The sequence below is a fragment of the Psychrobacter sp. JB193 genome (genome assembly GCF_002285555.1).
Taxonomy (GTDB): domain Bacteria; phylum Pseudomonadota; class Gammaproteobacteria; order Pseudomonadales; family Moraxellaceae; genus Psychrobacter; species Psychrobacter alimentarius.
On the sequence record NZ_NRGY01000001.1, the window covers coordinates 1,594,408 to 1,617,602 of the forward strand.

Genomic DNA, 23,195 nt, shown 5'->3' on the forward strand with positions numbered 1-23,195 from the left:
TTAAGCCAATGCTTTTAAAAGATAGCGCGCTTGTACCACTAGATTCTAAATTTGCCAATAATATCAATCGACAGTTTTATAAAATCAGTTTTGCCAAACTAGTAACGGGTCACCAAAGCAATCGGTTGATCTTCGCTCATAATATCTTGTGGCATAAACACGGCTTTACCACCATTATGAATCACATGCTCAATCACTTCACCAATGGCATCATCGGTGACGCCTTCTGCAGCAGGATCATTTGTCACGCTCAACGTTTGCGCTTTCTCGTCAATTTTAGCTGATTGGATATAACCACGACGCACATAAAGGGTTTCGCCTGCGCCTTGGAAAGCACTGCGATACACTTCTTGCAAGTCTGTTTGCAACATATTGGCGCCACGTGCTTTATCAATTTCACCTAAGGCCGCTTGATGCAGCGAAGCACGATATTCTTCTACCGCTTCTTGTACACTATCGACAATATGCTGAGCGCTACCGTCATCTAGGTGAGTCGCGTTCGAGACTGTGGCGATAATATTGTCCGGACGATCACAGACCTCTTTATAGTAGGCGATGTTTTTCGCATCACCAACAACAACCAATGGCATCTTATGCTCGCCCCACAGCTCTTGTACACTTTTATCCACTTGGTTAAAGAACTCTTTTAAATAACTGCTTTCATTGTTTGCTGAGCGATCCGAACCAGCATCGCCTGTAGTATATAGGCCATTGTTTTCAACAGGGAATCGGATATTTTCCATATTGTTTTGCGCATTATCATCTTTATCGAATTCTTTAACGACGCGATCATTGGACGCTTCGATCAGACGTGCATGGTCACGCGTCAGCACGACCGTGTAATAATGAACCGCACTTGCCATATCGCGTACCAAGTCACGAGTGGCAAAGCGGTTGGAGATAACCACGCGCTCTTGGGTATCAATTGGCATACGGATGATTTGTACATCGTCTGTGCTGGCAAATATCGCTAAGGTATCGAGATTATAATTGTGGTTCAGCTCATCCGTCTTAGCATGGATATTTTCTAAAATAGTGGTAGCCGTGCGCTTGTCATACTCGTTGGTCAAGCGATCTTCGACTACTTTTAATTGATTTTTTAAGGCAATCGGGTCTTGATCGTTGGCAGGATGCGCGCGATGCGTTTTTACAAAGATACTGACCGCAGGGTTGGCTTTGGTCTGACGTAAGCTTTTAAGGGTGGCTTTCATGTATGACTCCTTGTTTTATTATCATTTATGTTCGACGGTTATTTTCATTTATTAAGCATTTTTTACTTATTATCTAACCCTAATACGATCACTTTTCTTAATATTAGGATTTAGACTGTTGAACGCTTCTGGTTTGTTTTAATAGTTATTTTTTATTCCATCACCCTGATGCTAACAGTTGGATATCAACCACTATAGGATGAATTTGCAAGCAAATGATGATGCTTTGTAAGTAGAACAATCAGTATTGTTAAAAACACCTTCTATCTATTTTGAATGGTTTTCTTTTGCCCGTTTTCAAAGTCAATCAACTATATAGGTGGCTAGGTTGCATTTTTGGTAAATGAACCCATCTTTTATATAACCTGTATAAAAAATTAGAACGATTCTATACCGTCCATGATGGCGGCAGCATACGACTATTTATAACATGCATTTGATCCTTTTATACTTCACTCATTGATATCGGATACCTTTATGAACGCTACTTTTACCGACTTGCATCTCATTGATTTTGCTAATGTCGCACCAAATACATTACACGACGAAGTCATTAGCGCTATTGATAAGGCCAATACCTTTTTGGACGATATGACAGCGGCGTCAGAGACTGACCATGATGCCGATATCAGCGCCGAACAAGCATTGATGGATGTCATGGCATTTGACCATATTAATCTGGCATTGGATCGCAGCTGGGGTGTTTTGTCGCACCTAAATAGCGTGACAAGTACTGATGACGTTCGTCATGTCCATCATGAGCTACTGCCTACCCTATCCGCTTACGGTACGCGCGTGGGACAGCATCAGCCTTTATTCAGTCGCTATCAAACGATCGTGAACGATACGGCGTTTTTTGCGACACTTGAACCTGCCCGTGCGCGCGCTATTGAGCTTGCGCTACAGAGCTTCAAGCTATCGGGGGTCGCTTTGCCAACAGACAAACAAGAGCAGTTCGCCGCTATTCAAAGCAAGCTCTCAACGCTATCAGCAACTTTTTCTGATCATGTTTTGGATGCAACTCAAGCGTATGCTTTGGTGCTCAATGATGAGCAATTGGCTGGATTGACAGAAAGCGGTCTGGCGCTACTGGCTGATGCAGGCGAGCAGCACAAAGCAAAGCTGCTTGCCAGCGGTACACTGACTCAAGAAGAAGTGGCGGCATTACCAACGCCTTATTATGTTGCCAGCCTAAACATCCCTGTTTATCTGGCTGTCATGACTCATGCAGATGACCGTGGTCTGCGTGAAACGCTATATCGAGCCTATGTCACCCGCGCCTCTGAGTTTGACGAGCATACCGATGCAAAAAGTGACTCCCTCAATAATGCAGCTATCATGAGTGAAATTTTGCAATTGCGAGAACAAAAAGCCAAATTACTGGGTTTTGAGCATTATGCAGATGTGTCGCTATCGACCAAAATGGCCGATAGCGTGGCAGAAGTTGAGACGTTTTTAAGAGATTTGGCAGCACAAGCAACGCCAGCCGCCAAGCAAGATTTGGCTCAATTGCAACAGTATGCCCATGACTATGGCATTGACGAGCTGCAACCTTGGGACAGCGCGTACATTGCTGAAAAAGTAAAACAAACCGAGTTTAGCTTGTCACAAGAAGAAATCCGTCCTTACTTCCCATTACCAAAAGTTATTAGTGGCCTGTTTGCTATTGTGGAACGTTTATACGGCATCACAGTCAAAGAACAGCCTATTGAAAGTATAGAAAATACGACTGACCAATCAGTCTCTCGCTGGCATGGTGACGTACGTTTTTATCAATTATTCGATGCAGATAATCAGCTGATCGGTGGGTTTTACTTCGATTTGTTTGCTCGTAGTGGCAAACGTAGCGGCGCATGGATGAATGGTTTCCAAGCGCGTTATAGTTACGAAGAACAAGGGCATCAACAGCTGCCTGTTTGCTTTATGGTTGGTAACTTTACGCCTGCACTGGATGGCAAACCAAGCTTATTGACGCATGATGAAGTACTGACCTTATTCCATGAATTCGGTCATGGTTTGCATCATTTACTGACGCAAGTGACTGTAGGCGATGTCGCTGGGGTCAATGGCGTGGAATGGGACGCAGTCGAGCTACCCAGCCAGTTTATGGAAAACTGGGCATGGGATGCTGAAGGCATTGCGCTGATTAGTAGCCATGTCGAGACAGGCGACGCCTTACCTAAAGATAAGTTAGACGCGTTACTGGCGGTCAAGAATTTTCAAAGTGGATTACAAACATTGCGTCAAATCGAATTTGCGCTGTTTGATTTATTGATTCATGCCCACACGCCAGCACTCGATTATGAGGGTATTCTCGCCAATTTGAACGCTGTTCGAAGCGATATCGCTATCATGCAAACACCTGACTATAATCGTTTTGCCAATGGTTTTAGTCATATTTTTGCTGGAGGCTACGCCGCAGGTTATTATTCTTATAAATGGGCTGAGCTGCTCTCGGCAGATGCGTTCAGTAAGTTTGAAGAAGACGGTATTTTTAATCCAAACACCGGCAAAGCGTTCCGCGATACGATTTTGTCAGTTGGTGGCAGTTTCCCAGCCAAGACCAATTTTGAGAACTTCCGTGGGCGTAGTGCCAGTATCGACGCCTTGTTGCGTCATAGTGGCTTTGCCAACGCCAACGCCAACGCTGCCGCTGCCGCTAATGCTGATAATACTCAAACGACGCGCGAGGTGATTTAAATGCGTTATCAGTCATCACGTCCAAAGCGTCAATTTTTGGCAGGGGTGCGCTGTCCCAAGTGCCAGACGATGGATGCTGTCGTACAAGTGAATATCGTCACGCCGACGCCCGATGAGTACATCGAATGCACCCAGTGTGGTCATACTGAGCATCGCCCTGACCCTGATGCCATTAGTGCCAAAAACAATCTTGAGGATCAGCTTGCTCGCGATGCAATGGTTACGGGAACCAGTGGTACAGTCAAGTTCAAACCCTAGTTATCCAGTATTGTTTCTAGACTACCGCCTAAACAACCCACTATTTAATACTGACTTAAGCCTATCTATTGATAGATAGGCTTTTTATTTTGAGTTTGTTATATTATACCTACCTATATTTTTAACTTAAATTTGACCATCGTATGAACCGTAAAAAAACCTCTACTAAGTTCCCTCAAAAATGGTGGCTACTAGTTGTATTGGTAGCACTATTGATTGGTTATTTGGTTTGGAGAAGTGTTTCATCGGATACTGCGCCTGTTGACGCGACTGCACCCTCAACAGTAGAACAAACTGATGCCAAACCAATCGCTTCTAGCTCAGTAACTGGGCAACCAAATGATCCAGAGCTAAATGAACGTACGCCGTTAAATAATGAAATAGTAAGTGAGGACTCAGACTTTGATAATAACTCAACCAATCAACCTATTGATCCCAAACTTATATTAGATGCACCCCTACCAAAAACAAACAGTCTTGCCAAAGAAGAGATTGATCGCTTAGAAGATGAGCGTCAACGCATGGCTGAGCAGGAAAAGCTGGCAGCTGAGCAATTGGCCATGAACAAAAAACTGACTGAAATGAAAGCAGAACAAATCGCGTTACTAGAACAACAAATTGCTGAGCTTGAAGCGAATGAGACAGCTGTAGAATAGAATCACTGTATTTATCAAGGGGCTAAAGGCAAAAAATGGCGAACATACAATTAACGCATGCCCCTATTTTAAATAGCAGTGCACAGCTACTTATCTTGCCAGTGAACACAGCAGGCATTCTTTTAGATCCTGTGCTGGCACGAACCAAAACCTTATTTTCTGATAATTATCAGTCTTACTACCAAGCGTGTCGTGATGGTAATCTAAATGTTGGTAGCTGCTTGTTGATTAAGCGCGCACTTGAGAAAACAGGTCTAGGTGCCAGCAGTAGTGGTAATCAGCCCAGCTATATTGCCAACCTTGTCGTATCTGATCATCCTTATCATCCAGCACGCACAAGTTGGCTTGATGCGGCTTTACTCGATTTACAACAGCAGCTTTTATCGCTGATTCGTTACCAAGGCATCCGTAGAGTAGCTCTACTTGCCCGCCCACTGGTGTATGATAACCCGCGAGACCATAAGACTGATTCGTCCGGCTCAGTTAATATACTGCCTTTAGATTGGCACCACGATACGTTGCCGTTATTGACTCAGCAGCTACAAGACCTGCCCAAACTTCGCATTGATATTCATCTTCCTAAAAACATTACCATATAAATCCATCACAACCTTTGACTATAGTCGACCCGTCTTAAAAAGAGTACGGTTCTACTGGAGTAAATTTTACGAAGCATCTGTCACGCTTGCGAACAGCCAGTGAGTGAAATTTATATCAGTAGAACATGATGACCGTATTTACCACTTTTACTTTGGATTGACCATACCTCTAACACATAAAAAAAACCGCCTTGAGGACTCATAAAAAGTCTTTCAAAACGGTTTTTAAATATCTAGACCAAACTAATGGTTAAAAATTAGTTTTGCTCGATACCTTTCATCGTTAACTTGATACGACCACGATTATCAACGTCTTGTACAAAGACTTTAACAACCTGACCTTCTTTTAGGTAGTCTGATACATTTTCTACGCGCTCTTCTGCGATTTGTGAGATATGAACCAAACCATCTGTATTTGGTAGAACATTGACAAACGCACCAAAGTCGACGATACGAGCAACCGTACCTTCATACGTTTTACCAACTTCAACTTCTGCCGTCAATGCTTCGATTCTACCGATAGCCGCTTTGGTTGCTGCTTTGTTTTCACCAAAGATACGAATCGTGCCACCATCATCGATGTCGATAACCGCACCAGTCTCTTCAGTTAGCTGACGAATCATTGCGCCGCCTTTACCGATGACGTCACGAATCTTATCTGGGTTGATTTCGATAACAGCATAGTTAGGCGCATGGGCATTGATTTCAGTACGGCTTTCTGGCAATACTTTGTTCATGGCGTCCAAGATATGGATACGACCAGCATGGGCTTGTTTAAGCGCCTGTTCCATGATATCAGGCGTGATGCCTTCAATCTTGATATCCATCTGTAGCGCAGTGATACCATTTTTAGAACCTGCCACTTTAAAATCCATATCGCCCAGATGATCTTCATCACCTAAGATATCTGATAAGACAGCAAAACGCTCGCCTTCTTTAACCAGACCCATTGCGATACCAGCAACAGGGGCTTTTAATGGTACACCTGCATCCATCAACGCCAAACTTGCGCCACAAACAGACGCCATAGAAGATGAACCGTTTGATTCAGTAATCTCTGACACCACACGAATAACATATGGGAAGCGTTCGCTATCTGGTAGCATCGCTTCTACACCGCGGCGCGCTAGACGACCATGACCGATTTCACGACGTTTTGGAATACCTTCACGACCTGTCTCACCAACAGAGAAATGTGGGAAGTTATAATGCAACATGAAATGATCACGAATCGTACCACCTAGTGAATCAATCATGTTAACGTCACGGCTGTTACCAAGCGTGGTCGTAACCAATGCTTGCGTCTCACCGCGAGTAAATAGTGCTGAACCATGCGTATAAGGGAGTACACCAACTTGTACATCAAGCGCACGAACGGTTTCAAGATCACGGCCATCGATACGTGGCTTACCTGACAAGATATTGTCACGAACCGTACGATATTTAAGGTCGTTATAGATTTCTTTTAGTTCAGATACGGTCTCAGCATAGTTTTCTGATTCAGCATCACCAGCAAGCGCATCAATAACTGACTGCTTAATGTCGTCAAGTTTGGTATAGCGCTCTTGCTTATCAGTAATGGTGTAAGCGTCAGCTACTTGCTCGCCAAACTGCTCTTTCATGCTGGTTTCTAAGGCTTTATCACGCTCAGGCGCAGAATACTGCTGCTTAGCCGTACCCACTTCTTCTGCCATTGAGGCAATATTGTCAATAACGATTTGCTGCTGCTCATGACCGTACAATACAGCGCCTAACATCTGATCTTCAGACAGCTCTGCCGCTTCAGATTCAACCATCAATACCGCAGATTTGGTACCAGCGACAACCAAGTCAAGATCACTTTCTTTAAGCTGTTCAAGGGTTGGGTTAAGAACGTATTCACCATTGATGAAACCAACACGCGCAGCAGCAACAGGGCCGTTGAATGGCGCATCAGAAATAGCCAATGCCGCTGAAGCACCAATCAATGCAGCGATATCTGCAGACTGAGTCTTATCTGATGATACAACGGTAGCTGTAATCTGGATTTCGTTTACATAACCTTCTGGAAATAGTGGACGAATCGGACGATCAATCAAGCGTGAGGTTAGCGTTTCAAATTCGCTAGCACGGCCTTCACGTTTGCCATAAGCACCTGGGATTTTACCTGCCGCATACATTTTTTCTTGATAGTTTACGGTAAGTGGAAAGAAGTTTTGTCCTTCTTTGGCTTCTGATTTTACAACCGCTGCGACTAGTACCGTCACACCGCCCATGTGTACCAAAATAGAATTGGCCTGACGTGCAACTCGACCAGTTTCGATAACAACCTGCTGGTTGCCATACTGGAATTCACGCTTAATGGTATTAAACATTGTCATATAATATTCCTAATGTTGACTGACAAAAATAATATCAGCATATTAACAAGCTGATATCTGTCATTAAAATGCGTTGTATATAACCGCTAATCGATATGCTTTTCATGAAAAGCCATATAAACTAGGATTCATACTGTGATTTAATTATCTGTATATCTACGATAGTCATGGCACTATCATATGTCTCTCATCATTTGATATCGATATTATTATAAATACTGTCAAATGGTAAAAATGAAACCCACAAGATATTCTTTAGTTTCGATAAGCCCTTGCAAGTATCATTTCTACTTTATCGTTCATCACTTTCTTTAATTGACCATCAACTATCACTACTTGCTGTATGAACAACGGTCATGGGTAAAACTCACAATACATTATTTTACAGTGATTTATAGGCATTGACCAATGAATTGCAAAACTGAGCATCTACTCATTTTTGATAGCTCTGATCACTGTAATCTTAGTCTGCTCATGCTACGGTGAATCTGGGTTTTTTACTATCTTCGCAAACTGATATCAGACCGTTATAGTAGCGTAAATAGTCTATACATCAAAACCCATTCCAATACGCATAAAAAAACGGCGTGAAACTATTCCACACCGTTTTTAGAAAAATCTATTGTAGCAATATCAGCAAGTAAGTTCTAAGCGGTTTAGCAAAAATCTTAAAAAGATACCATCTGATGGTGCTTTTTATTTCAGCAACCACTTGCACTTTTGTCGCTAAATTAACGACGTAGACCTAACTGGCTAATAAGGGTGGTATAGCGACCAAGATCTTTACCTTTTAGGTAATCAAGCAGTTTACGACGGGTGTTAACCATACGGATAAGACCGCGACGGCTGTGATGGTCAGCTTTGTGTGATTTGAAATGGTTCTGCAAATCGTTGATACGAGCACTCAATAGAGCTACTTGAACTTCTGGTGAACCAGTGTCGTTTTCGCCGCGCTGGTATTGTGCAATGATTTGTTCACGATCGGTATTAGTTAGCATAAATATCTCCGGCAATGCTAAAAGTTCTCAGACAGACTCAAATTGAGTCTTCATAAAAACAGTAAAATAATAAATAAAGTAACTCATACGCCATTCAGGACAACCCTGCATTACTAGAGTTGACCTAGTGTACGATAAGCTCAATTATTGTAACCATCATTTAAAATAGAAGTAAATCAACACGAAATAATATAAAACTTAGCTCACTATTTAAAGCAGCAAGATTAAGAACAACGCGTTATCTAAAACTCAATTTAAATGTGCGGGCAATTATAACAAAAAACTGCTGAACTAGCAGCAGTTTTTCATAATAGTTTTACTAACATAATAAGTATGCAGTCTCTTATCTTAGATGCATCTACTTATTTTTTAGCCTTATCATTGGTCGCGTTATCGCCCAGATCATCGTCTGCAAGAGGCGCAGTAGTCGCTTCTGCTAGACTATCAGGCGTGGTTTCTTCACTAGGGTTAATGTCTGTTGCAAGTTTTTGAATCTCTTGCTCTTGTTCATCTAATTCGTTGGATGCGTTACTCATTTTGGCTCCTAAATTATTATTAGTAAAATATCCCTTTTACATTTTTAACTATGGTTCGTATATTCGTATAGATGTCATGTATTCAGTGGTTACTTTTTCAGGTACTAGTTGTCAAAGAGGAAAGGCTATCCCTTTTTTTGACTATTTACTTCTATAAGCTCAATAATTTACTTCTATCAGTTCAATAATAAATGCCCTACAACCGTTGGAGTTATAGGGCAATAAGTCAATTATTTGTCTTCTTTCGCACTGTTTAAATTTTCAGCGATGCGATCTGCTGCACCTTCAGAATCTTCTGTGTGATTGTCTTCAGTCTGGCTCTTAAGAGCGGCAATTGCAGATTCAGAACGTTCTTGTTCAAAAGCAGTATCATTTGGATTAGGGTTTGACATGAGGATATCCTTAGTTTTAGTTATGATTGGTTTTTTACGTTATGTCATGCATTATAAAATATCGAATTAAGAAAGCGCTTTGTCAATCGCTTCGACAAAATTGTCGATATCATCTGGATTACGTGAAGTAATCAGGTTGCCATCTACTTGTACTGTTTTGTCTACAAAGTTAGCACCAGCGTTCTCTAAATCTGTTTGGAGCGATTGGTAAGCGGTAAGCGTCTTACCTTTAGCAATGCCTGTATTAATAAGTGCCCAAGGTGCATGGCAAATAGCAGCCAGTGTTTTACCAGCATCATTAATCGCATTGATAATTTTGTGAGCTTCTTCGTTACCACGAATGGTGTCAGCGTTTACTGTACCACCTGGTAGAACCAAGGCATCATAATCATCTACATTTGCTTCACTTGCAAAGATATCGGCAGTAAAGGTATCGCCTTTATCGACATCTTGGTTCATTGCTTGAACTTCTTTTTCTTTATTAGTAGTAATAAGAACTGTCTTATAACCTTTGTCTTTCAACTGGTTATTGACGTCTTCATACTCTGCTTGTTCAAAGTTACTATGGAGTAAAAAGGCAATCGTTTTCATAATATCTCTTCTTTTTCTATTAGTGAATGGTTAGTCAACAAGTTGTCTGTCTGGCTATTTTATTATTTCTAGTTATTATATATAGGAAGCTTTACTTCTTCTTTTTATAAAAAACGTCCTGTGTGTAGGTATCCATATTTTTTATTTTATATTTTCGTTTTTCTCTACTTTGGTCATCTTCATAGTCGACAATCGTTTTAGTTATTTTTCATTGCTTAGTGACGTCTGATGTTTCTTATTATTCCATTTATTGTCGTTATAATTTTTCATTATTATTTTTTTGTCTTTATCCGCTCTCCCTAGCTGGTGTAACTAATGTACAAAAAAAACAGGTTTCGCTATAGGCGAAACCTGCAATGAAATGTGACGATATGTGATTAGTGTAAACTGTTAGTAAATCGGTTTAATCTCAAGGCGCTGTCAAAAGCTACCATCAACGTTGAATCAGCTTTTTGGGTTGTAACCGACCATTTAGACTGATCGATCCCAACCCAAGAAACTCGCCTTCCTCATTGATCAAACGGACATCGATGGGTATTTCGTGCTCAATCTGCTGCTCTTTGTGAGCCTCATCTTTATCTCTCAAAAGCTGCTTATTGACTGTCTCTGATATGTATCCTTTAAGATCATCTGTAAGCTGTTCAAACACGTTTAATCGTTGACCCATATGTATACGCGTACATTGCTCAGATGTTAGTAGCAAAGTGGCATCGATATCGATGCAAGCATCAACTGGCATCAATCGCTCTTCTCGATTAGCCAGTGTCATGGCTTCTAACGCTGATAACGTAATCGCATCATCAATGGTAAACTTTCCAACCTGCGTACGCCGAAGCGTCGTCAGATGACCTAACGTCCCCATTGCTTTGGCAATATCCTCGCCCAATACACGTACATAAGTACCTTTGGTACAGGTTACCGTCAGTTGAATCTGCTCATTATCAATCTTTTTTATCTCAATGGCTTTGATAATGATGTCTCTTGGCGGTCGCTCTACCTCAATGCCCGCGCGAGCATACTCGTATAGCTTTTTGCCATCTTTTTTCAAAGCAGAATACATCGGTGGTATCTGCTGCTGAGCGCCCAAAAACTGCTGAGCAACTTTATTCAATAACACATCATCAAATGTTGGTACAGGTGATTGTTCAATGATTTGACCATCGGCGTCACCAGTGCCAGTCTGACGACCAAGTAAGATGGTGGCTTGATAAGACTTGTCAGCATCCAATTGATAATGACTAAACTTAGTAGCCTCGCCCATACAAATAGGCAATAGACCGGTTGCCATTGGATCAAGCGTGCCCGTATGTCCCGCTTTTTTACTGTCATGGCTTGGCGACTTAAACAGATACTTCACCTTTGACACGACTTGCTGAGAAGTCATCCCTTGAGGTTTATCTACTAAGACAACTCCAGAGACTCTTATTTTATCGGCTTGCTTGATCGGTATGGACATAATGGTTATTTACTCGTCATTCTCATTTTGTTCTGTCTTAGTGACGGCTTTGTTGATTAGATCCATCATGTAATTACCACGGGCAGTGACTTCATCATAATGAAAACGTAAGCGCGGTGTGGTGCGTGTTTTTAGGCTATGGCTTAGCTCAGTACGCAAAAATCCTGCTGCTTTATTTAATACTTTGATACTCTCTTCATGATTGGTCTTCGTCATGGCATCGTTAAGCTCAGGCTCCATGATGGTGACGTAGATATCAGCGTAGCCTAAATCTGGGCTAACTTTAACGCTAGAAATAGTGACAAAACCCGTTAGACGAGGGTCATTGACTTCGTCACGGATAAGTACAGCAAGCTCACGCTGAATTTGATCGGCTAAGCGTTGTAAACGTTGGTTCATGTTTTTACCTTGTCTCTAATATGGCTCATTTTATTTGTGAGTACATTTACTGATTGATAGTGTGATGCTGATTAATCGTTTGATAATAACTATATTGCTAAAAAAGGCCTAGCAGGGTGTACCTGTTAGGCCTAAGTACAGCTAGAGGTTAAGAGGATATCTACATACTTAGCCGATATGGCGTATCGTATGGCTAGATATCCTACTATCAATCCATCGCTTTATATCGTACGAGCGAACTCTTGGATTTCAAATACTTCGATCTTATCACCCGCTTCGACGTCATAACCACGAACAGCCAGACCACATTCCATACCGGTACGTACTTCATTAACGTCTTCTTTATAGCGACGTAATGATTGCAATTGACCCGTAAAGATAACTTGGTCATCGCGCAATACACGAATTGGTTTGTTGCGATAGATTGTACCTTCAACCACCATACAACCAGCAGCCGCACCAAACTTACTAGAACGGAAGACTTCACGAACGTCTGCAACGCCAAGAATCTTCTCACGATGTTCAGGAGCAAGCATACCACTCATCGCGGCTTTGACATCATCAATCAAGCCATAGATAACACTATAGTAGCGAATATCCATGTTAGCCGAATCTGCTTTACGGCGTGCGGTTGCGTCTGCACGAACGTTGAAGCCCAATAGAACCGCTTCACTAGACTCTGCCAATGTAACATCAGACTCAGAAATAGGACCGACCCCTGAACTGATGACTCTGACCTTGACCTCATCAGTTGACAGCTCGTTCAATGCTGACAGTAATGCTTCGAGTGAGCCACGTACATCTGTTTTCAATACGATATTTAAGAAAGACACATCGCCTTGACCCATCTGGTCAAACATACTTTCTAAACGCATCGCATTCTGACGTTCAAGTTGACGCTCACGCTCACGATTGGTTCTAAAGTCAGCCACTTCACGTGCTTTTTTCTCATCTGTCACTACTAGGAATTCGCTACCAGCAGCTGGCGTTTCAGGCAAACCTAAGATCTCAACAGGAATAGAAGGACCCGCAGATTTGATACGTTGACCATTCTCATCCGTCATTGCACGGACTTTACCATAATGCTCACCCGCTAGCACCAAATCGCCTTGCTTCAGTGTGCCTTTCTTAACAAGGACACTAACCACTGGACCACGACCTTTCTCAAGTCTTGACTCAATAACAACACCTTGAGCAGCACCATCTAGTGGGGCTTCTAGCTCCATAAGCTCAGCTTGCAAGCTAATGAATTCTAGCAACTCATCAATACCTTCACCAGTTTTGGCAGAGATACGAGCCATTGGTGTGTCACCGCCCCATTCCTCTGAAACCACTTCTTTTGTGGTCAACTCATTAAGAACACGGTCAGGATCGGCACTTGGCTTATCCATTTTGTTAATAGCGACAATGATTGGTGTACCAGCAGCACGTGCATGATCAATGGCTTCTGCGGTTTGCGGCATCATGCCATCGTCAGCTGCAACGACCAATACAACGATATCAGTCGCTTGAGCACCACGTGAACGCATCGCACTAAAAGCTGCGTGACCTGGCGTATCAAGGAAAGTAATAACGCCACGATCAGTTTTTACATGGTAAGCACCAATATGCTGGGTAATACCACCTGCTTCGCCCGTTGCCACTTTCGTTTCGCGGATTTTGTCTAGTAATGATGTTTTACCATGATCAACGTGACCCATAATAGTCACGACTGGCGGACGTGTTTGTACGTTACTGCTACGCTCATCAACTGCGTCTTGCAGATCGTCTTCCACCTTCGTATCACTGACAGGTACTGGATTGTGACCCATTTCTTCAACAAGCAAACTTGCTGTGGCCTGGTCAATCATATCTGATTCACGAGCCATTTCACCCATTTTCATAAGCAATTTGGTTACTTCACGAGCTTTCACTGCCATACGTTGAGCAAGATCGGCAACGGTAATGTGCTCGCTAATCTCAACATCATAGACAATTTTTTCGACTGGTTTTTCAAACTTATGCTGTGATGCTTGTGTTGAACGCAAACCATTTTTGCGGTTTTTGATCTCGCGCTCGTCTTGATTCTTACGACGACCACGACCACGTGCACTAGTACTACTGGTGCCACGCTTGATTTCGCGGCGTTCTTTTTCAAACGATTCTTCTAAAGCATCGCCTACCAAACCTTCTGCTAATGGTTCGTCTTTACGAACTTCAGAAGCTGGTTGATCTGTATATTTGCCAGCCATTTTACGCATCTGCTCAAGCGTACGTTTTTGTGCTTCTTCGGCTTGAACGCGGCGTGTTTCAGTCTCGATTTCACGCAGACGAGCTTCCTCTTTCTCACGTGCTTCGCGCGCTTTACGCTCAGTGGCTGTTTCAACTTTAGGTTTTGTGGCAGCAACTTTTTTCTTCGGTTGGTCTTTTGGCTTAACTTCTACCGTAGCCTTACCGCCTTTTTTCACGACCACTGACGTCGAGATATCGTCATTCTTATCATCTGACTTTTTGCTAGAGCCCAAACTTGCACGCATTGCTGCTAAGGTTGCTGCTTGACGTTCTTCAGCTTTTTTCTTAGTAGCCGCACGTTCTTCAGCTTCTTTAGCGGCACGTTCTTGCGACTCAATCATCGCTTGCTCACGCGCAGCCAATTCTTCAGCCATTTTTTCTGGATCAGGCTTTTCGAAAACTTTCTTTTTACGCACTTCAACATTGACGCTCTTAGATTTTCCTGAAGAGCCGGTCACACGCGCAGTGCTAGTCGTCTTAGACTTCAGACTGATACGACGCTTTTCTTGCTGACCATGACTTTGCTTTAAATACGTCACCAACTTCTCTTGCTCAAGCTCAGTGACTAGGTCACTTTCTGCACGAGCAGGCAGTCCAGCATCTACCAATTGCTGTTTTACAGCGCTTGGCGTTTTGCCTACCATATCTGCCAGTTCTTTGACGGTCTTATCTGCCATTTATTATCACCTACTGTCTATTATTTGCTATATGTTCAATTCAGTTGTTGGCTACAAATGATTGGGGTAAGGCCAGTATTTATATTACATACCAACGCTTTATTTCGATAGCATATCACTAAAAGACAGCGATATGCAGTTACCGCTTATTCATTGAACCAAGATTCCCGAGCCTTCATAATGAGTTTTCCTGCGGTTTCAGAATCTAAACCTTCGATATCTTCTAGATCGAAGACGGCTTGTTCTGCCAAGTCATCAACGGTAAGAATGTCTTTTTGTGCCATTTTATAGGCTAAGCTGACAGTCATACCTTCAAGATCTTGAAGTTCTTGACTTGGCTCTTTCATGTTTTGTTGTTTGACCAGCTCATCAGCGATGACCACTTCTTTCGCACGCTCTTGAATCATCTCAATCGCTTCATCGTCTAGGCCTTCTATATCATAGAAAGTCTCAACAGGTACGTAAGCCACTTCTTCGATACTGGTAAAACCAATATCCACAAGCGCTTGTGCCAAGTCTTTATCGACTTCTAAACGCTCATAGAACAATTCGATAAAGGCTTTTGATTCATTTTCTTGACGCTGCTGATACTCTTCTTCTAGCATCATATTTAGCTTATAGCCTGTCAACTCAGAAGCCAAACGTACATTCTGACCTTGTGAGCCAATCGCACGCGCCAACTGATCATTGGTGCTAAAGATAATGTCAGCTGTTTGAGTGTCTTCATCCAGGATAATACTGCTAACGTCAGCTGGCTCTAAAGCGCTGATGATAAATTGAGCAGGATCATCTGACCAAACGACCACATCAATACGCTCACCGTCAAGTTCTTGTTGTACTGCTTGGATACGCGTACCACGCATACCAATACAAGCGCCAACTGGATCAATACGATGATCGTTTGTTTTAACTGCGATCTTGGCACGTGTACCTGGCAAGCGCGCAACATGACGAATTTCGATAATTTGTTCTGCAATCTCAGGTACTTCTTTTTGCATCAATGCTGAAAGCATTTCTGGATGTGTACGAGAAAGCAATAGCTGTGCACCGCGATTTTCGCGGTTTACATGGTACAAAATCGCATTGATACGAGATTTTGCACGTAGCTGTTCGCGTGGCAACATCTGATCACGTGACAAATAGCCTTCTGCATTGTCACCCAAATCAATGATGTAACCATCGCGTGTCTGTTTTTTGACCTCGCCATACATCATTTCACCCACACGTGGTTCAAAGGCATCGGCTACTAACGCACGCTCAGCTTCACGAATTTTTTGGATGATGACCTGTTTGGCTTGAGTCGCAGCAATACGACCAAATTCAATGGATTCAATCTGCTCTTCTTTAACATCACCGATTGACCATTCATTTTCATCAAGGTCGCTGATAGCTAACTGGCAGGCAGGCATTTCATGGTCTTCATCTGCAACCACTGTCCAGTAACGATACGTATCATAGTCACCTGTTGCACGGTCAATAGCAACGCGTACAGCCACTTCTGGCTGTTCGGTGTAGACTTTCTTTTTAGTCGATACCACCAAAGCGTCTTCTATGGCTTCGAAGATATCTTCAGGATTTAAGCCCTTTTCATTACTGACAGTTTCTACTACCGTTAAGATTTCACGACTCATGCTATACCTGTCCTATCATTTTTTAATTGACTTAAATTTTATAATTTGTGTATCAATAGTATGGTTTTACCGCAAGCTATTATTTACTTAAAGATATGTGTTTGGAGAATAACCTTCTTATTTCTCGTAAACTATATAGCCTATTGTATTCATTTAAGAATGCTACTAAATGAAACCTCTCAATAGATTATGCATCTTCATAGATCAAATTGGCTTTATCAATGTTACTTAGGGCAATTTCAAACTGCTCACCATCATTTGATGTGAGTGTCAAAACGTTTGCATCGATACTATCTAAAGTACCTGTTGCTTTACGGCGTTTTTGATCGCCTTCACCAATAGCCTGAATCAGACGTAGGCTTACTTTTTGACCAACATACGCATGCATTTGTTCGTCGGAGAAAAACGCACGGTCAAATCCTGGCGATGATACTTCTAAAATGTATTCACCAGCAATAGGATCATGAACCTCAAGAATACCGCTCACTTGGTGGTTTACCGCAGCACAATCTTCAATCGTGACATGCTTATCTTGAGCTTGCTCTTCGGGCAATGCCTCAATATAAATACGCAACAAAGAACGACGGCCTTGTGGCGCGAATTCTATACCCCATAGTGCCACATCACAAGCGGCTACTGCTGGAGCAATAATATTGGTCAGTTCTGCAACTTTGGTCGAAAGCTTCATAATCTCTTTGTATTTTCCTATTCACTCATCTATCGTACTTGATAAACCGTCTCAAAATTTTAATGTATTTCTTACTCGTCAGCACCATAATTGATACTGCATTTTAAACCATAATCTTCGTATGCTATGCATTTATATAGGGACGAGCACAGAAAACATCAAGCTCAGTCAGACAATGCTTTTATGATTCATAAAGCAATACTATCGATAAAAGAGTAAGGAATAGTAGATAGTGTCGCTTAAGAAAAATCGCGTTAGTAGCGGTAAGTGACGAAGAGTATTTTACTCTATAGACCTAGAGCTTAGCACAAGTAGGATAGATACCGCGATAACACTGACCATCAGATACAAAAAAACCCACAAACATAATGGTGGGCTAATCGTTACTGACAAATTTAGTGTACAAAACATCAGTATAAAAAGTGGTAGCGGGGGCTGGATTTGAACCAACGACCTTCGGGTTATGAGCCCGACGAGCTACCAGACTGCTCCACCCCGCATCAATCTAGAACGCACATTATAGGGAGGTTTTATAGAAGTGTCAATGTTTATTTTAAAATAAATTTAAATGAACCAAATGACTATTTATAAAAACAACCTTACGCTGTGCTGCGTAATAAAAACTTGGTGCGATTGGGGGGACTTGAACCCCCACAGCTTGCGCCACCACCCCCTCAAGATGGCGTGTCTACCAATTCCACCACAATCGCATCTTTCTCATTACTCTGTTTTTAGTCTCAAACCTATCATCAATAACGCTTAAGGTAGGCGTTGATAGAAAAGGACCTGTAAAAACAGAAAAGCATTGTAAATCTAACGTAGCAAAATAGCAAGGGCTGCTTGTTTAAAATCCTTTTATTGCGGATTTTGTGTCAACGGGCGCGGTGTTTGTGGCGCTGAAACTGGTGCATCTAAACGAAACTGATCTTCCGCCTGTTTACGAGCATGGACAGCTAAGGTCATACTGGTGATGAAAAAGATGATGGTAAGCACGGCGGTTGCACGAGTCAAAAAGTTGGCCGTTCCCGCTGCACCAAATACGGTACCCGATGAGCCAGCACCAAAAGAAGCTCCAGCATCTGCCCCTTTACCATGCTGTATCAAAATCAAGCCGATCATGGCAATGGCCACGATGATGTGCAGGGCTAATATAAACGTAAACATGGTGTCCTCTTTTGCCGTGTGATGACGACTAATAACGGAAAATAAATCTTAACTTTAATAGGGATAGCGATCAATATATGTTGATGCCAAATCATTTTTATAAATAAGGCGCATTGTACACGATTGCAAGGGCACTGTTAAACCTACTTTTTTCAACTGAAAAAGATACTTTTTGGGCAAGTTAGCAATGCCTGCGCCAAGCTTTGTTCAGAGTATTATGTGTGGGTATGGCTAAAAGCATTAGCAATGGCTAAAAAACTCTCAGCTTTTAAAGAAGCACCACCAACCAATGCGCCATCAATCATAGCATCAGCAGCGAAGCTATCAGCGTTGCTGGCATTTACGCTACCGCCATACAACACGGTCATGTTGTCTACTGTTTTGGCAAAACTGGCAATCGTTTGTTTTATATACTGATGCGTTTTGCTGACTTCTTCTACCGTTGGCACTTTTCCAGTACCAATTGCCCATACTGGCTCATAAGCGACAATTAAGCGCTCAGACAACGATAAGAGGAGTTCTGGCTGCTGGGTAAGTAAATCTTTGAGCACTGACAACTGATCATTGATGACGTTTAAGGTTTGCTGATCATCATACTGAGTTTGAGTCTCACCAATACAGAAAACCACGCCTAGGTTTTTTGCAAAGGCATGAGTCAGCTTTTTGATTAAGGTATCGTGAGATTCTTTATGGTATTGACGGCGCTCAGAGTGACCCAGTATTGTCCAAGTTGCCCCAGCATCTGCCACTTGTTGCGCTGAACAATCGCCTGTGTATGCGCCTGTACTCGCACTATGTTGGCTAATATCTTGCGCAGCACATTGTATGGTACTGCCTTTCAAACGCGCACTAACGGCCGCCAAATGAATACAGCTTGGTGCCACCATCAATTGGCAACGACTTGTCACTGGCGTCGTATCAGCTTGTGCATCGGTCACAGCCAGTAAGTCGTTCAACAGTGCATTCACATCGTGGTTCGTTGCTGGATTTTGTTTCCAGTTGCCAATTACCCAAGCTTGCATACTCATCTACCTTGTCTCATGTATTCATGCCAATTCGGCTAATATGCGCGCCAGTATAACAAATAATTAACAAGTGCTATAGTATGCCATCGCCAGAAATGGGAAGACACTTGAAGTACCGATTCAACCAACCTGATACCCGTAAGGATTTTTTGCGTGCGACAGGTTATATAGTGTATATAAAGCCTTTAAATTGAAGCAAATCTTTAATAGTATAACATTCATAAATAACGCAATATTATCAAAAACTTAATTCATTGAAATGCTTATAGCGTGCACGACCAAAAATATAGACTATTAATAAAAGGTAAGGATAGCGAGATCTTTTGCGAAAGTAATGTTTTGCTGACTCATAAAAGATACCTAAAGCCACTATAAATAGTCTGTGAATTTTGGATAAGTATGCTGAGTACTTGGTATCAAGGAGAAGTCGTAATGTCTGTCACAACGAATAAATATGGCGGGTTGGCGCAGCAGCTAATCAGTGAAGGTGTCGTTAGCGAAGCGAATATGAAAACGGCACAAACCGAATCTCAGCAGCAGCAAATAGGATTAGTGCCGTATCTGGTAGACAACAAACTGGCCGACGCGTCCCACCTTGCTCAGATGCTGTCACAGGCCTTTGGCGATCCTTTATTCGATTTAGATGCGCTCAATCTTGATGTCATTCCAAGAAATTTAGTGGACGAAAAAATCGTCCGTAAATTTAATGCCTTGCCACTCTTTAAGCGAGGACAACGTTTATTTATTGCATTAAGTGACCCAACCCGTGTCGATGCGATTGATGCCATCGCCTTTAACTCTCGACTTTCTATTGAAACCATTGTCGTCGAAGAAGACAAGCTCAAAAGGCATATCGAAAAAATTTATGCTGATACCATGCAAAGCTTCGATAGCTTCTCTGACAGTGACTTAAATGTTGACTTTGAAGAAGATAAAGAAGAAGGTGAAGTCAAACTTACAGACAGTATAGATGAAGCACCTGTGGTAAAGTTTGTCAATAAAATGCTGGTGGATGCCATTCGTATGGGCGCCTCTGATTTGCATTTTGAGCCTTATGAAAAAACGTATCGTGTTCGCTTTCGTGTCGATGGCGTGATGCAGAAAATGTCTAGCCCGCCCGTACAGCTAGCAGGAAAAATCGCAGCACGCTTAAAGGTCATGTCACAGATGGACATCTCAGAGCGCCGTGTGCCACAAGATGGACGTATCAAACTTAAAATATCTAAAAGTAAAGCCATTGATTTTCGTGTGAACTCTTTACCAACGCTGTTCGGTGAAAAAATTGTTCTGCGTATTTTGGATCCTTCTTCAGCCATGCTAGGTATTGAAGCCTTGGGTTATGAGCCTGATCAAAAAGAGATGTTCTTAGAAGCGCTGCATAAGCCGCAAGGCATGCTATTGATTACTGGTCCTACGGGTTCCGGTAAAACTGTTTCACTATATACCGGTATCAATATCTTAAATACAGGCGCGACCAATATCTCAACTGCTGAAGATCCTGTCGAGATCAATTTAGAGGGTATCAATCAGGTTAACGTCAATCCCAAAGTGGGGTTAACCTTTGCTAACGCCCTCAAGTCCTTTTTGCGTCAAGATCCTGATATTGTGATGGTTGGTGAGATTCGTGACCTTGAAACAGCAGAAATTGCCATCAAAGCCGCTCAGACTGGTCACATGGTACTCTCAACCTTACACACCAACTCTGCCCCTGAAACCTTGACCCGTCTGCGTAACATGGGTGTGGCATCTTTTAATATCGCTACTTCCGTCAACTTGGTTATCGCTCAGCGCTTAGCACGACGTCTATGCAAAAACTGTAAAAAGCCTATCAATATCCCTCGCCAAAGCCTACTTGAGCTTGGATTTAAGGATGTGGATTTAGACAATCCAGATAATATCATTTATGAACCAGTAGGTTGTAATGAGTGCCGTGAAGGCTATAAAGGACGTGTCGGTATTTATGAAGTCATGAAAGTCACACCTGATATTTCACGCATTATTATGGAAGATGGGAATGCGATAGATATCAAAGATGCGGCACTCAAAAATGGTTTCCGAGATCTGCGCCGCTCAGGTGTTTTAAAGGTTTTACAAGGAGTCACCAGTATCCAAGAAATGATGCGAGTAACCTCGGAGTAAAGGTAGAGTTTCACACATTTATGAGTAGCCTCTTTTATATTTTGGGTTTGTTACTTATATAACCGCTATTAGCAAGTAATAATGACTTTAAGCGCTTAAAAATAAAACAGATAAGGTCTGGTTTTTTGCGCTAAAATGCAGTAGGTAAAATTAAAAGTGTGAGCTAAGCATTGTTTTACTTCTTGATACTTCATCAGACAATTTTTAAGGATAATAATATGGCAAAAGCTAAGACCGATATGCTGTTAGACTTTGTCTATGATGGAGTGAACCGGCGCGGACAAAAAGTAAAAGGCGAGACCACCAGTCGTAGTTTAGAGCTAGCAAAAGCCACATTGCGTAAACAAGGCATTACCGTCAAAGGGATCAAGAAAAAACCCAAACCCCTATATACCTTTAAAAAATCTATCAAAGCCATTGATATTGCTATTTTTGCACGTCAGCTGGCAACGATGATGAAAGCGGGTGTGCCGCTGACCCAATCTTTTGAAATTGTGGCTGACTCACTAGACAATCCGAGCATGAAAGAGTTGGTATTACAGATAAAGGCGGATATCGAGGCAGGGGGCACCTTTGCTTCTGCCTTACGTAAACATCCGCGCTATTTTGACGACCTTTTTTGTTCGCTCGTTGAGTCTGGTGAGCAATCAGGTGCGCTTGAGACCATGCTGGAGCGGGTTGCTACTTATAAAGAAAAGAGCGAATTACTGAAGGCCAAAATCAAGAAAGCCATGAAATATCCGATTGCGGTTATTATTGTCGCTATTATAGTTACAACTATCTTACTAATCAAAGTAGTGCCTGTATTCTCAGATCTGTTTGAATCGTTCGGTGCCGAGCTGCCCGCGTTTACGCAAATGGTCGTTGGTATGTCTGAGTGGATGCAATCATGGTGGTTTATTTTAATTATCCTTATTGGTGGTGCCATTATTGGCTTTTCAGAGGCTAAAAAACGCTCCAAAAAATTCCGTGACTTTTTAGATCGGGCCGCCTTAAAAGCGCCCATATTTGGCAATATTGCTTATCGAGCGGTCATTGCCCGTTTCGCTCGTACGCTATCGACGACTTTTGCGGCTGGTGTGCCACTTATTGATGCATTAGATTCTACGGCAGGCGCAGCAAACAATGTCGTTTTTTATAATGCCATTCAGCAGATTAAAAATGATGTATCAACCGGGCAACAACTACAATTTTCGATACGCTCGACCAATCTGTTTCCAAGTTTGGTCATCCAAATGGTCGGCATTGGAGAAGAGTCAGGTAGTTTAGAAGAGATGCTTGATAAAGTGGCTGTCTACTACGAGAACGAAGTCGACAATGCCGTGGATGGCTTAACCAGTCTGATGGAGCCACTAATCATGGCAGTGTTAGGGGTTTTAGTAGGGGGGTTGGTCATTGCAATGTACTTGCCAATCTTCCAAATGGGTTCAGTGGTAGGATAACG

19 protein-coding genes and 2 tRNA genes are annotated in these 23,195 nt (G+C 42.3%); 6 read left to right on the forward strand and 15 right to left on the reverse strand.

Annotated elements, in window-relative coordinates; genetic code table 11:
• Positions 1-98: 98 nt before the first annotated feature.
• Positions 99-1,211 carry a hypothetical protein gene (locus tag CIK80_RS06895; RefSeq protein WP_095569356.1) on the reverse strand — a complete coding sequence of 371 codons (1,113 nt, stop codon included), beginning with the start codon at positions 1,209-1,211 and terminating at the stop codon, positions 99-101.
• Between the two features lie 477 nt (positions 1,212-1,688).
• Here CIK80_RS06895 and CIK80_RS06900 point away from each other — a divergent pair, with 477 nt between their 5' ends.
• The 4 genes from CIK80_RS06900 (at position 1,689) to CIK80_RS06915 (ending at position 5,424) form a co-directional block, all read left to right on the forward strand.
• Positions 1,689-3,911 carry a M3 family metallopeptidase gene (locus CIK80_RS06900; RefSeq protein WP_095569357.1) on the forward strand — a complete coding sequence of 741 codons (2,223 nt, stop codon included), beginning with the start codon at positions 1,689-1,691 and terminating at the stop codon, positions 3,909-3,911.
• Positions 3,912-4,169, forward strand: coding sequence for a YheV family putative metal-binding protein (locus tag CIK80_RS06905; RefSeq protein ID WP_062843530.1), 258 nt, complete (start codon positions 3,912-3,914; stop codon positions 4,167-4,169).
• Positions 4,170-4,312: 143 nt separating this feature from the next.
• On the forward strand, positions 4,313-4,825 hold the full coding sequence (locus CIK80_RS06910; RefSeq protein ID WP_095569358.1) for a hypothetical protein: 513 nt from the start codon (positions 4,313-4,315) through the stop codon (positions 4,823-4,825).
• A 35-nt stretch (positions 4,826-4,860) separates the two neighbouring features.
• Entirely contained in the window at positions 4,861-5,424 is a 564-nt protein-coding gene (locus CIK80_RS06915; RefSeq protein ID WP_095569359.1) for a hypothetical protein, read from the forward strand.
• A gap of 257 nt (positions 5,425-5,681) precedes the next feature.
• Here CIK80_RS06915 and pnp read toward each other — a convergent pair whose 3' ends face one another.
• The 14 genes from pnp to tpiA form a co-directional block, all read right to left on the reverse strand.
• The gene (pnp, locus tag CIK80_RS06920) at positions 5,682-7,784 is read right to left on the reverse strand and encodes a polyribonucleotide nucleotidyltransferase (RefSeq protein WP_095569360.1); all 2,103 of its coding nucleotides are present in this window, start codon (positions 7,782-7,784) and stop codon (positions 5,682-5,684) included.
• Positions 7,785-8,515: 731 nt separating this feature from the next.
• A complete protein-coding gene (gene rpsO, locus CIK80_RS06925) occupies positions 8,516-8,782 on the reverse strand; it encodes a 30S ribosomal protein S15 (RefSeq protein ID WP_095569361.1) in 267 nt (88 codons plus the stop codon).
• A 362-nt stretch (positions 8,783-9,144) separates the two neighbouring features.
• Positions 9,145-9,318, reverse strand: a complete 174-nt coding sequence (locus tag CIK80_RS15320) for a hypothetical protein (RefSeq protein ID WP_179288332.1) — start codon at positions 9,316-9,318, stop codon at positions 9,145-9,147.
• Between the two features lie 230 nt (positions 9,319-9,548).
• A complete protein-coding gene (locus CIK80_RS15325) occupies positions 9,549-9,710 on the reverse strand; it encodes a hypothetical protein (RefSeq protein ID WP_179288333.1) in 162 nt (53 codons plus the stop codon).
• Positions 9,711-9,776: 66 nt separating this feature from the next.
• The gene (locus CIK80_RS06930) at positions 9,777-10,301 is read right to left on the reverse strand and encodes a type 1 glutamine amidotransferase domain-containing protein (protein ID WP_062843526.1); all 525 of its coding nucleotides are present in this window, start codon (positions 10,299-10,301) and stop codon (positions 9,777-9,779) included.
• A gap of 433 nt (positions 10,302-10,734) precedes the next feature.
• Positions 10,735-11,757, reverse strand: a complete 1,023-nt coding sequence (truB, locus tag CIK80_RS06935) for a tRNA pseudouridine(55) synthase TruB (protein WP_095569362.1) — start codon at positions 11,755-11,757, stop codon at positions 10,735-10,737.
• A 9-nt stretch (positions 11,758-11,766) separates the two neighbouring features.
• On the reverse strand, positions 11,767-12,156 hold the full coding sequence (locus CIK80_RS06940; RefSeq protein WP_062843524.1) for a ribosome-binding factor A: 390 nt from the start codon (positions 12,154-12,156) through the stop codon (positions 11,767-11,769).
• Between the two features lie 221 nt (positions 12,157-12,377).
• Entirely contained in the window at positions 12,378-15,104 is a 2,727-nt protein-coding gene (infB, locus tag CIK80_RS06945; protein ID WP_095569363.1) for a translation initiation factor IF-2, read from the reverse strand.
• A 146-nt stretch (positions 15,105-15,250) separates the two neighbouring features.
• Positions 15,251-16,735 (reverse strand): transcription termination factor NusA, encoded by a 1,485-nt coding sequence (nusA, locus tag CIK80_RS06950; protein WP_062843522.1) that lies wholly within the window; start codon positions 16,733-16,735, stop codon positions 15,251-15,253.
• A 187-nt stretch (positions 16,736-16,922) separates the two neighbouring features.
• A complete protein-coding gene (gene rimP / locus CIK80_RS06955; protein WP_062843521.1) occupies positions 16,923-17,423 on the reverse strand; it encodes a ribosome maturation factor RimP in 501 nt (166 codons plus the stop codon).
• Positions 17,424-17,846: 423 nt separating this feature from the next.
• A tRNA-Met gene (locus tag CIK80_RS06960) sits at positions 17,847-17,923 on the reverse strand.
• A gap of 125 nt (positions 17,924-18,048) precedes the next feature.
• Positions 18,049-18,133, reverse strand: a tRNA-Leu gene (locus CIK80_RS06965).
• 145 nt (positions 18,134-18,278) lie between these two features.
• Complete coding sequence (gene secG, locus CIK80_RS06970) at positions 18,279-18,587, reverse strand: preprotein translocase subunit SecG (RefSeq protein WP_095569364.1); 309 nt, start codon at positions 18,585-18,587, stop codon at positions 18,279-18,281.
• 215 nt (positions 18,588-18,802) lie between these two features.
• On the reverse strand, positions 18,803-19,609 hold the full coding sequence (gene tpiA / locus CIK80_RS06975; protein WP_095569365.1) for a triose-phosphate isomerase: 807 nt from the start codon (positions 19,607-19,609) through the stop codon (positions 18,803-18,805).
• Positions 19,610-20,044: 435 nt separating this feature from the next.
• On the opposite strand from tpiA, the gene pilB reads away from it, so the two are divergent.
• Complete coding sequence (gene pilB / locus CIK80_RS06980; RefSeq protein ID WP_095569366.1) at positions 20,045-21,751, forward strand: type IV-A pilus assembly ATPase PilB; 1,707 nt, start codon at positions 20,045-20,047, stop codon at positions 21,749-21,751.
• A gap of 218 nt (positions 21,752-21,969) precedes the next feature.
• Positions 21,970-23,193, forward strand: a complete 1,224-nt coding sequence (locus tag CIK80_RS06985; protein ID WP_095569367.1) for a type II secretion system F family protein — start codon at positions 21,970-21,972, stop codon at positions 23,191-23,193.
• Positions 23,194-23,195: the final 2 nt, after the last annotated feature.

Excerpts from the sequence above, each read along its gene's own strand:
- CIK80_RS06895 (WP_095569356.1), bottom strand. The coding sequence starts at position 1,211 with ATGAAAGCCACCCTTAAAAGCTTACGTCAGACCAAAGCCAACCCTGCG.
- CIK80_RS06900 (WP_095569357.1), top strand. The coding sequence starts at position 1,689 with ATGAACGCTACTTTTACCGACTTGCATCTCATTGATTTTGCTAATGTC.
- CIK80_RS06905 (WP_062843530.1), top strand. The coding sequence starts at position 3,912 with ATGCGTTATCAGTCATCACGTCCAAAGCGTCAATTTTTGGCAGGGGTG.
- CIK80_RS06910 (WP_095569358.1), top strand. The coding sequence starts at position 4,313 with ATGAACCGTAAAAAAACCTCTACTAAGTTCCCTCAAAAATGGTGGCTA.
- CIK80_RS06915 (WP_095569359.1), top strand. The coding sequence starts at position 4,861 with ATGGCGAACATACAATTAACGCATGCCCCTATTTTAAATAGCAGTGCA.
- pnp (WP_095569360.1), bottom strand. The coding sequence starts at position 7,784 with ATGACAATGTTTAATACCATTAAGCGTGAATTCCAGTATGGCAACCAG.
- rpsO (WP_095569361.1), bottom strand. The coding sequence starts at position 8,782 with ATGCTAACTAATACCGATCGTGAACAAATCATTGCACAATACCAGCGC.
- CIK80_RS15320 (WP_179288332.1), bottom strand. The coding sequence starts at position 9,318 with ATGAGTAACGCATCCAACGAATTAGATGAACAAGAGCAAGAGATTCAA.
- CIK80_RS15325 (WP_179288333.1), bottom strand. The coding sequence starts at position 9,710 with ATGTCAAACCCTAATCCAAATGATACTGCTTTTGAACAAGAACGTTCT.
- CIK80_RS06930 (WP_062843526.1), bottom strand. The coding sequence starts at position 10,301 with ATGAAAACGATTGCCTTTTTACTCCATAGTAACTTTGAACAAGCAGAG.
- truB (WP_095569362.1), bottom strand. The coding sequence starts at position 11,757 with ATGTCCATACCGATCAAGCAAGCCGATAAAATAAGAGTCTCTGGAGTT.
- CIK80_RS06940 (WP_062843524.1), bottom strand. The coding sequence starts at position 12,156 with ATGAACCAACGTTTACAACGCTTAGCCGATCAAATTCAGCGTGAGCTT.
- infB (WP_095569363.1), bottom strand. The coding sequence starts at position 15,104 with ATGGCAGATAAGACCGTCAAAGAACTGGCAGATATGGTAGGCAAAACG.
- nusA (WP_062843522.1), bottom strand. The coding sequence starts at position 16,735 with ATGAGTCGTGAAATCTTAACGGTAGTAGAAACTGTCAGTAATGAAAAG.
- rimP (WP_062843521.1), bottom strand. The coding sequence starts at position 17,423 with ATGAAGCTTTCGACCAAAGTTGCAGAACTGACCAATATTATTGCTCCA.
- secG (WP_095569364.1), bottom strand. The coding sequence starts at position 18,587 with ATGTTTACGTTTATATTAGCCCTGCACATCATCGTGGCCATTGCCATG.
- tpiA (WP_095569365.1), bottom strand. The coding sequence starts at position 19,609 with ATGCAAGCTTGGGTAATTGGCAACTGGAAACAAAATCCAGCAACGAAC.
- pilB (WP_095569366.1), top strand. The coding sequence starts at position 20,045 with ATGTCTGTCACAACGAATAAATATGGCGGGTTGGCGCAGCAGCTAATC.
- CIK80_RS06985 (WP_095569367.1), top strand. The coding sequence starts at position 21,970 with ATGGCAAAAGCTAAGACCGATATGCTGTTAGACTTTGTCTATGATGGA.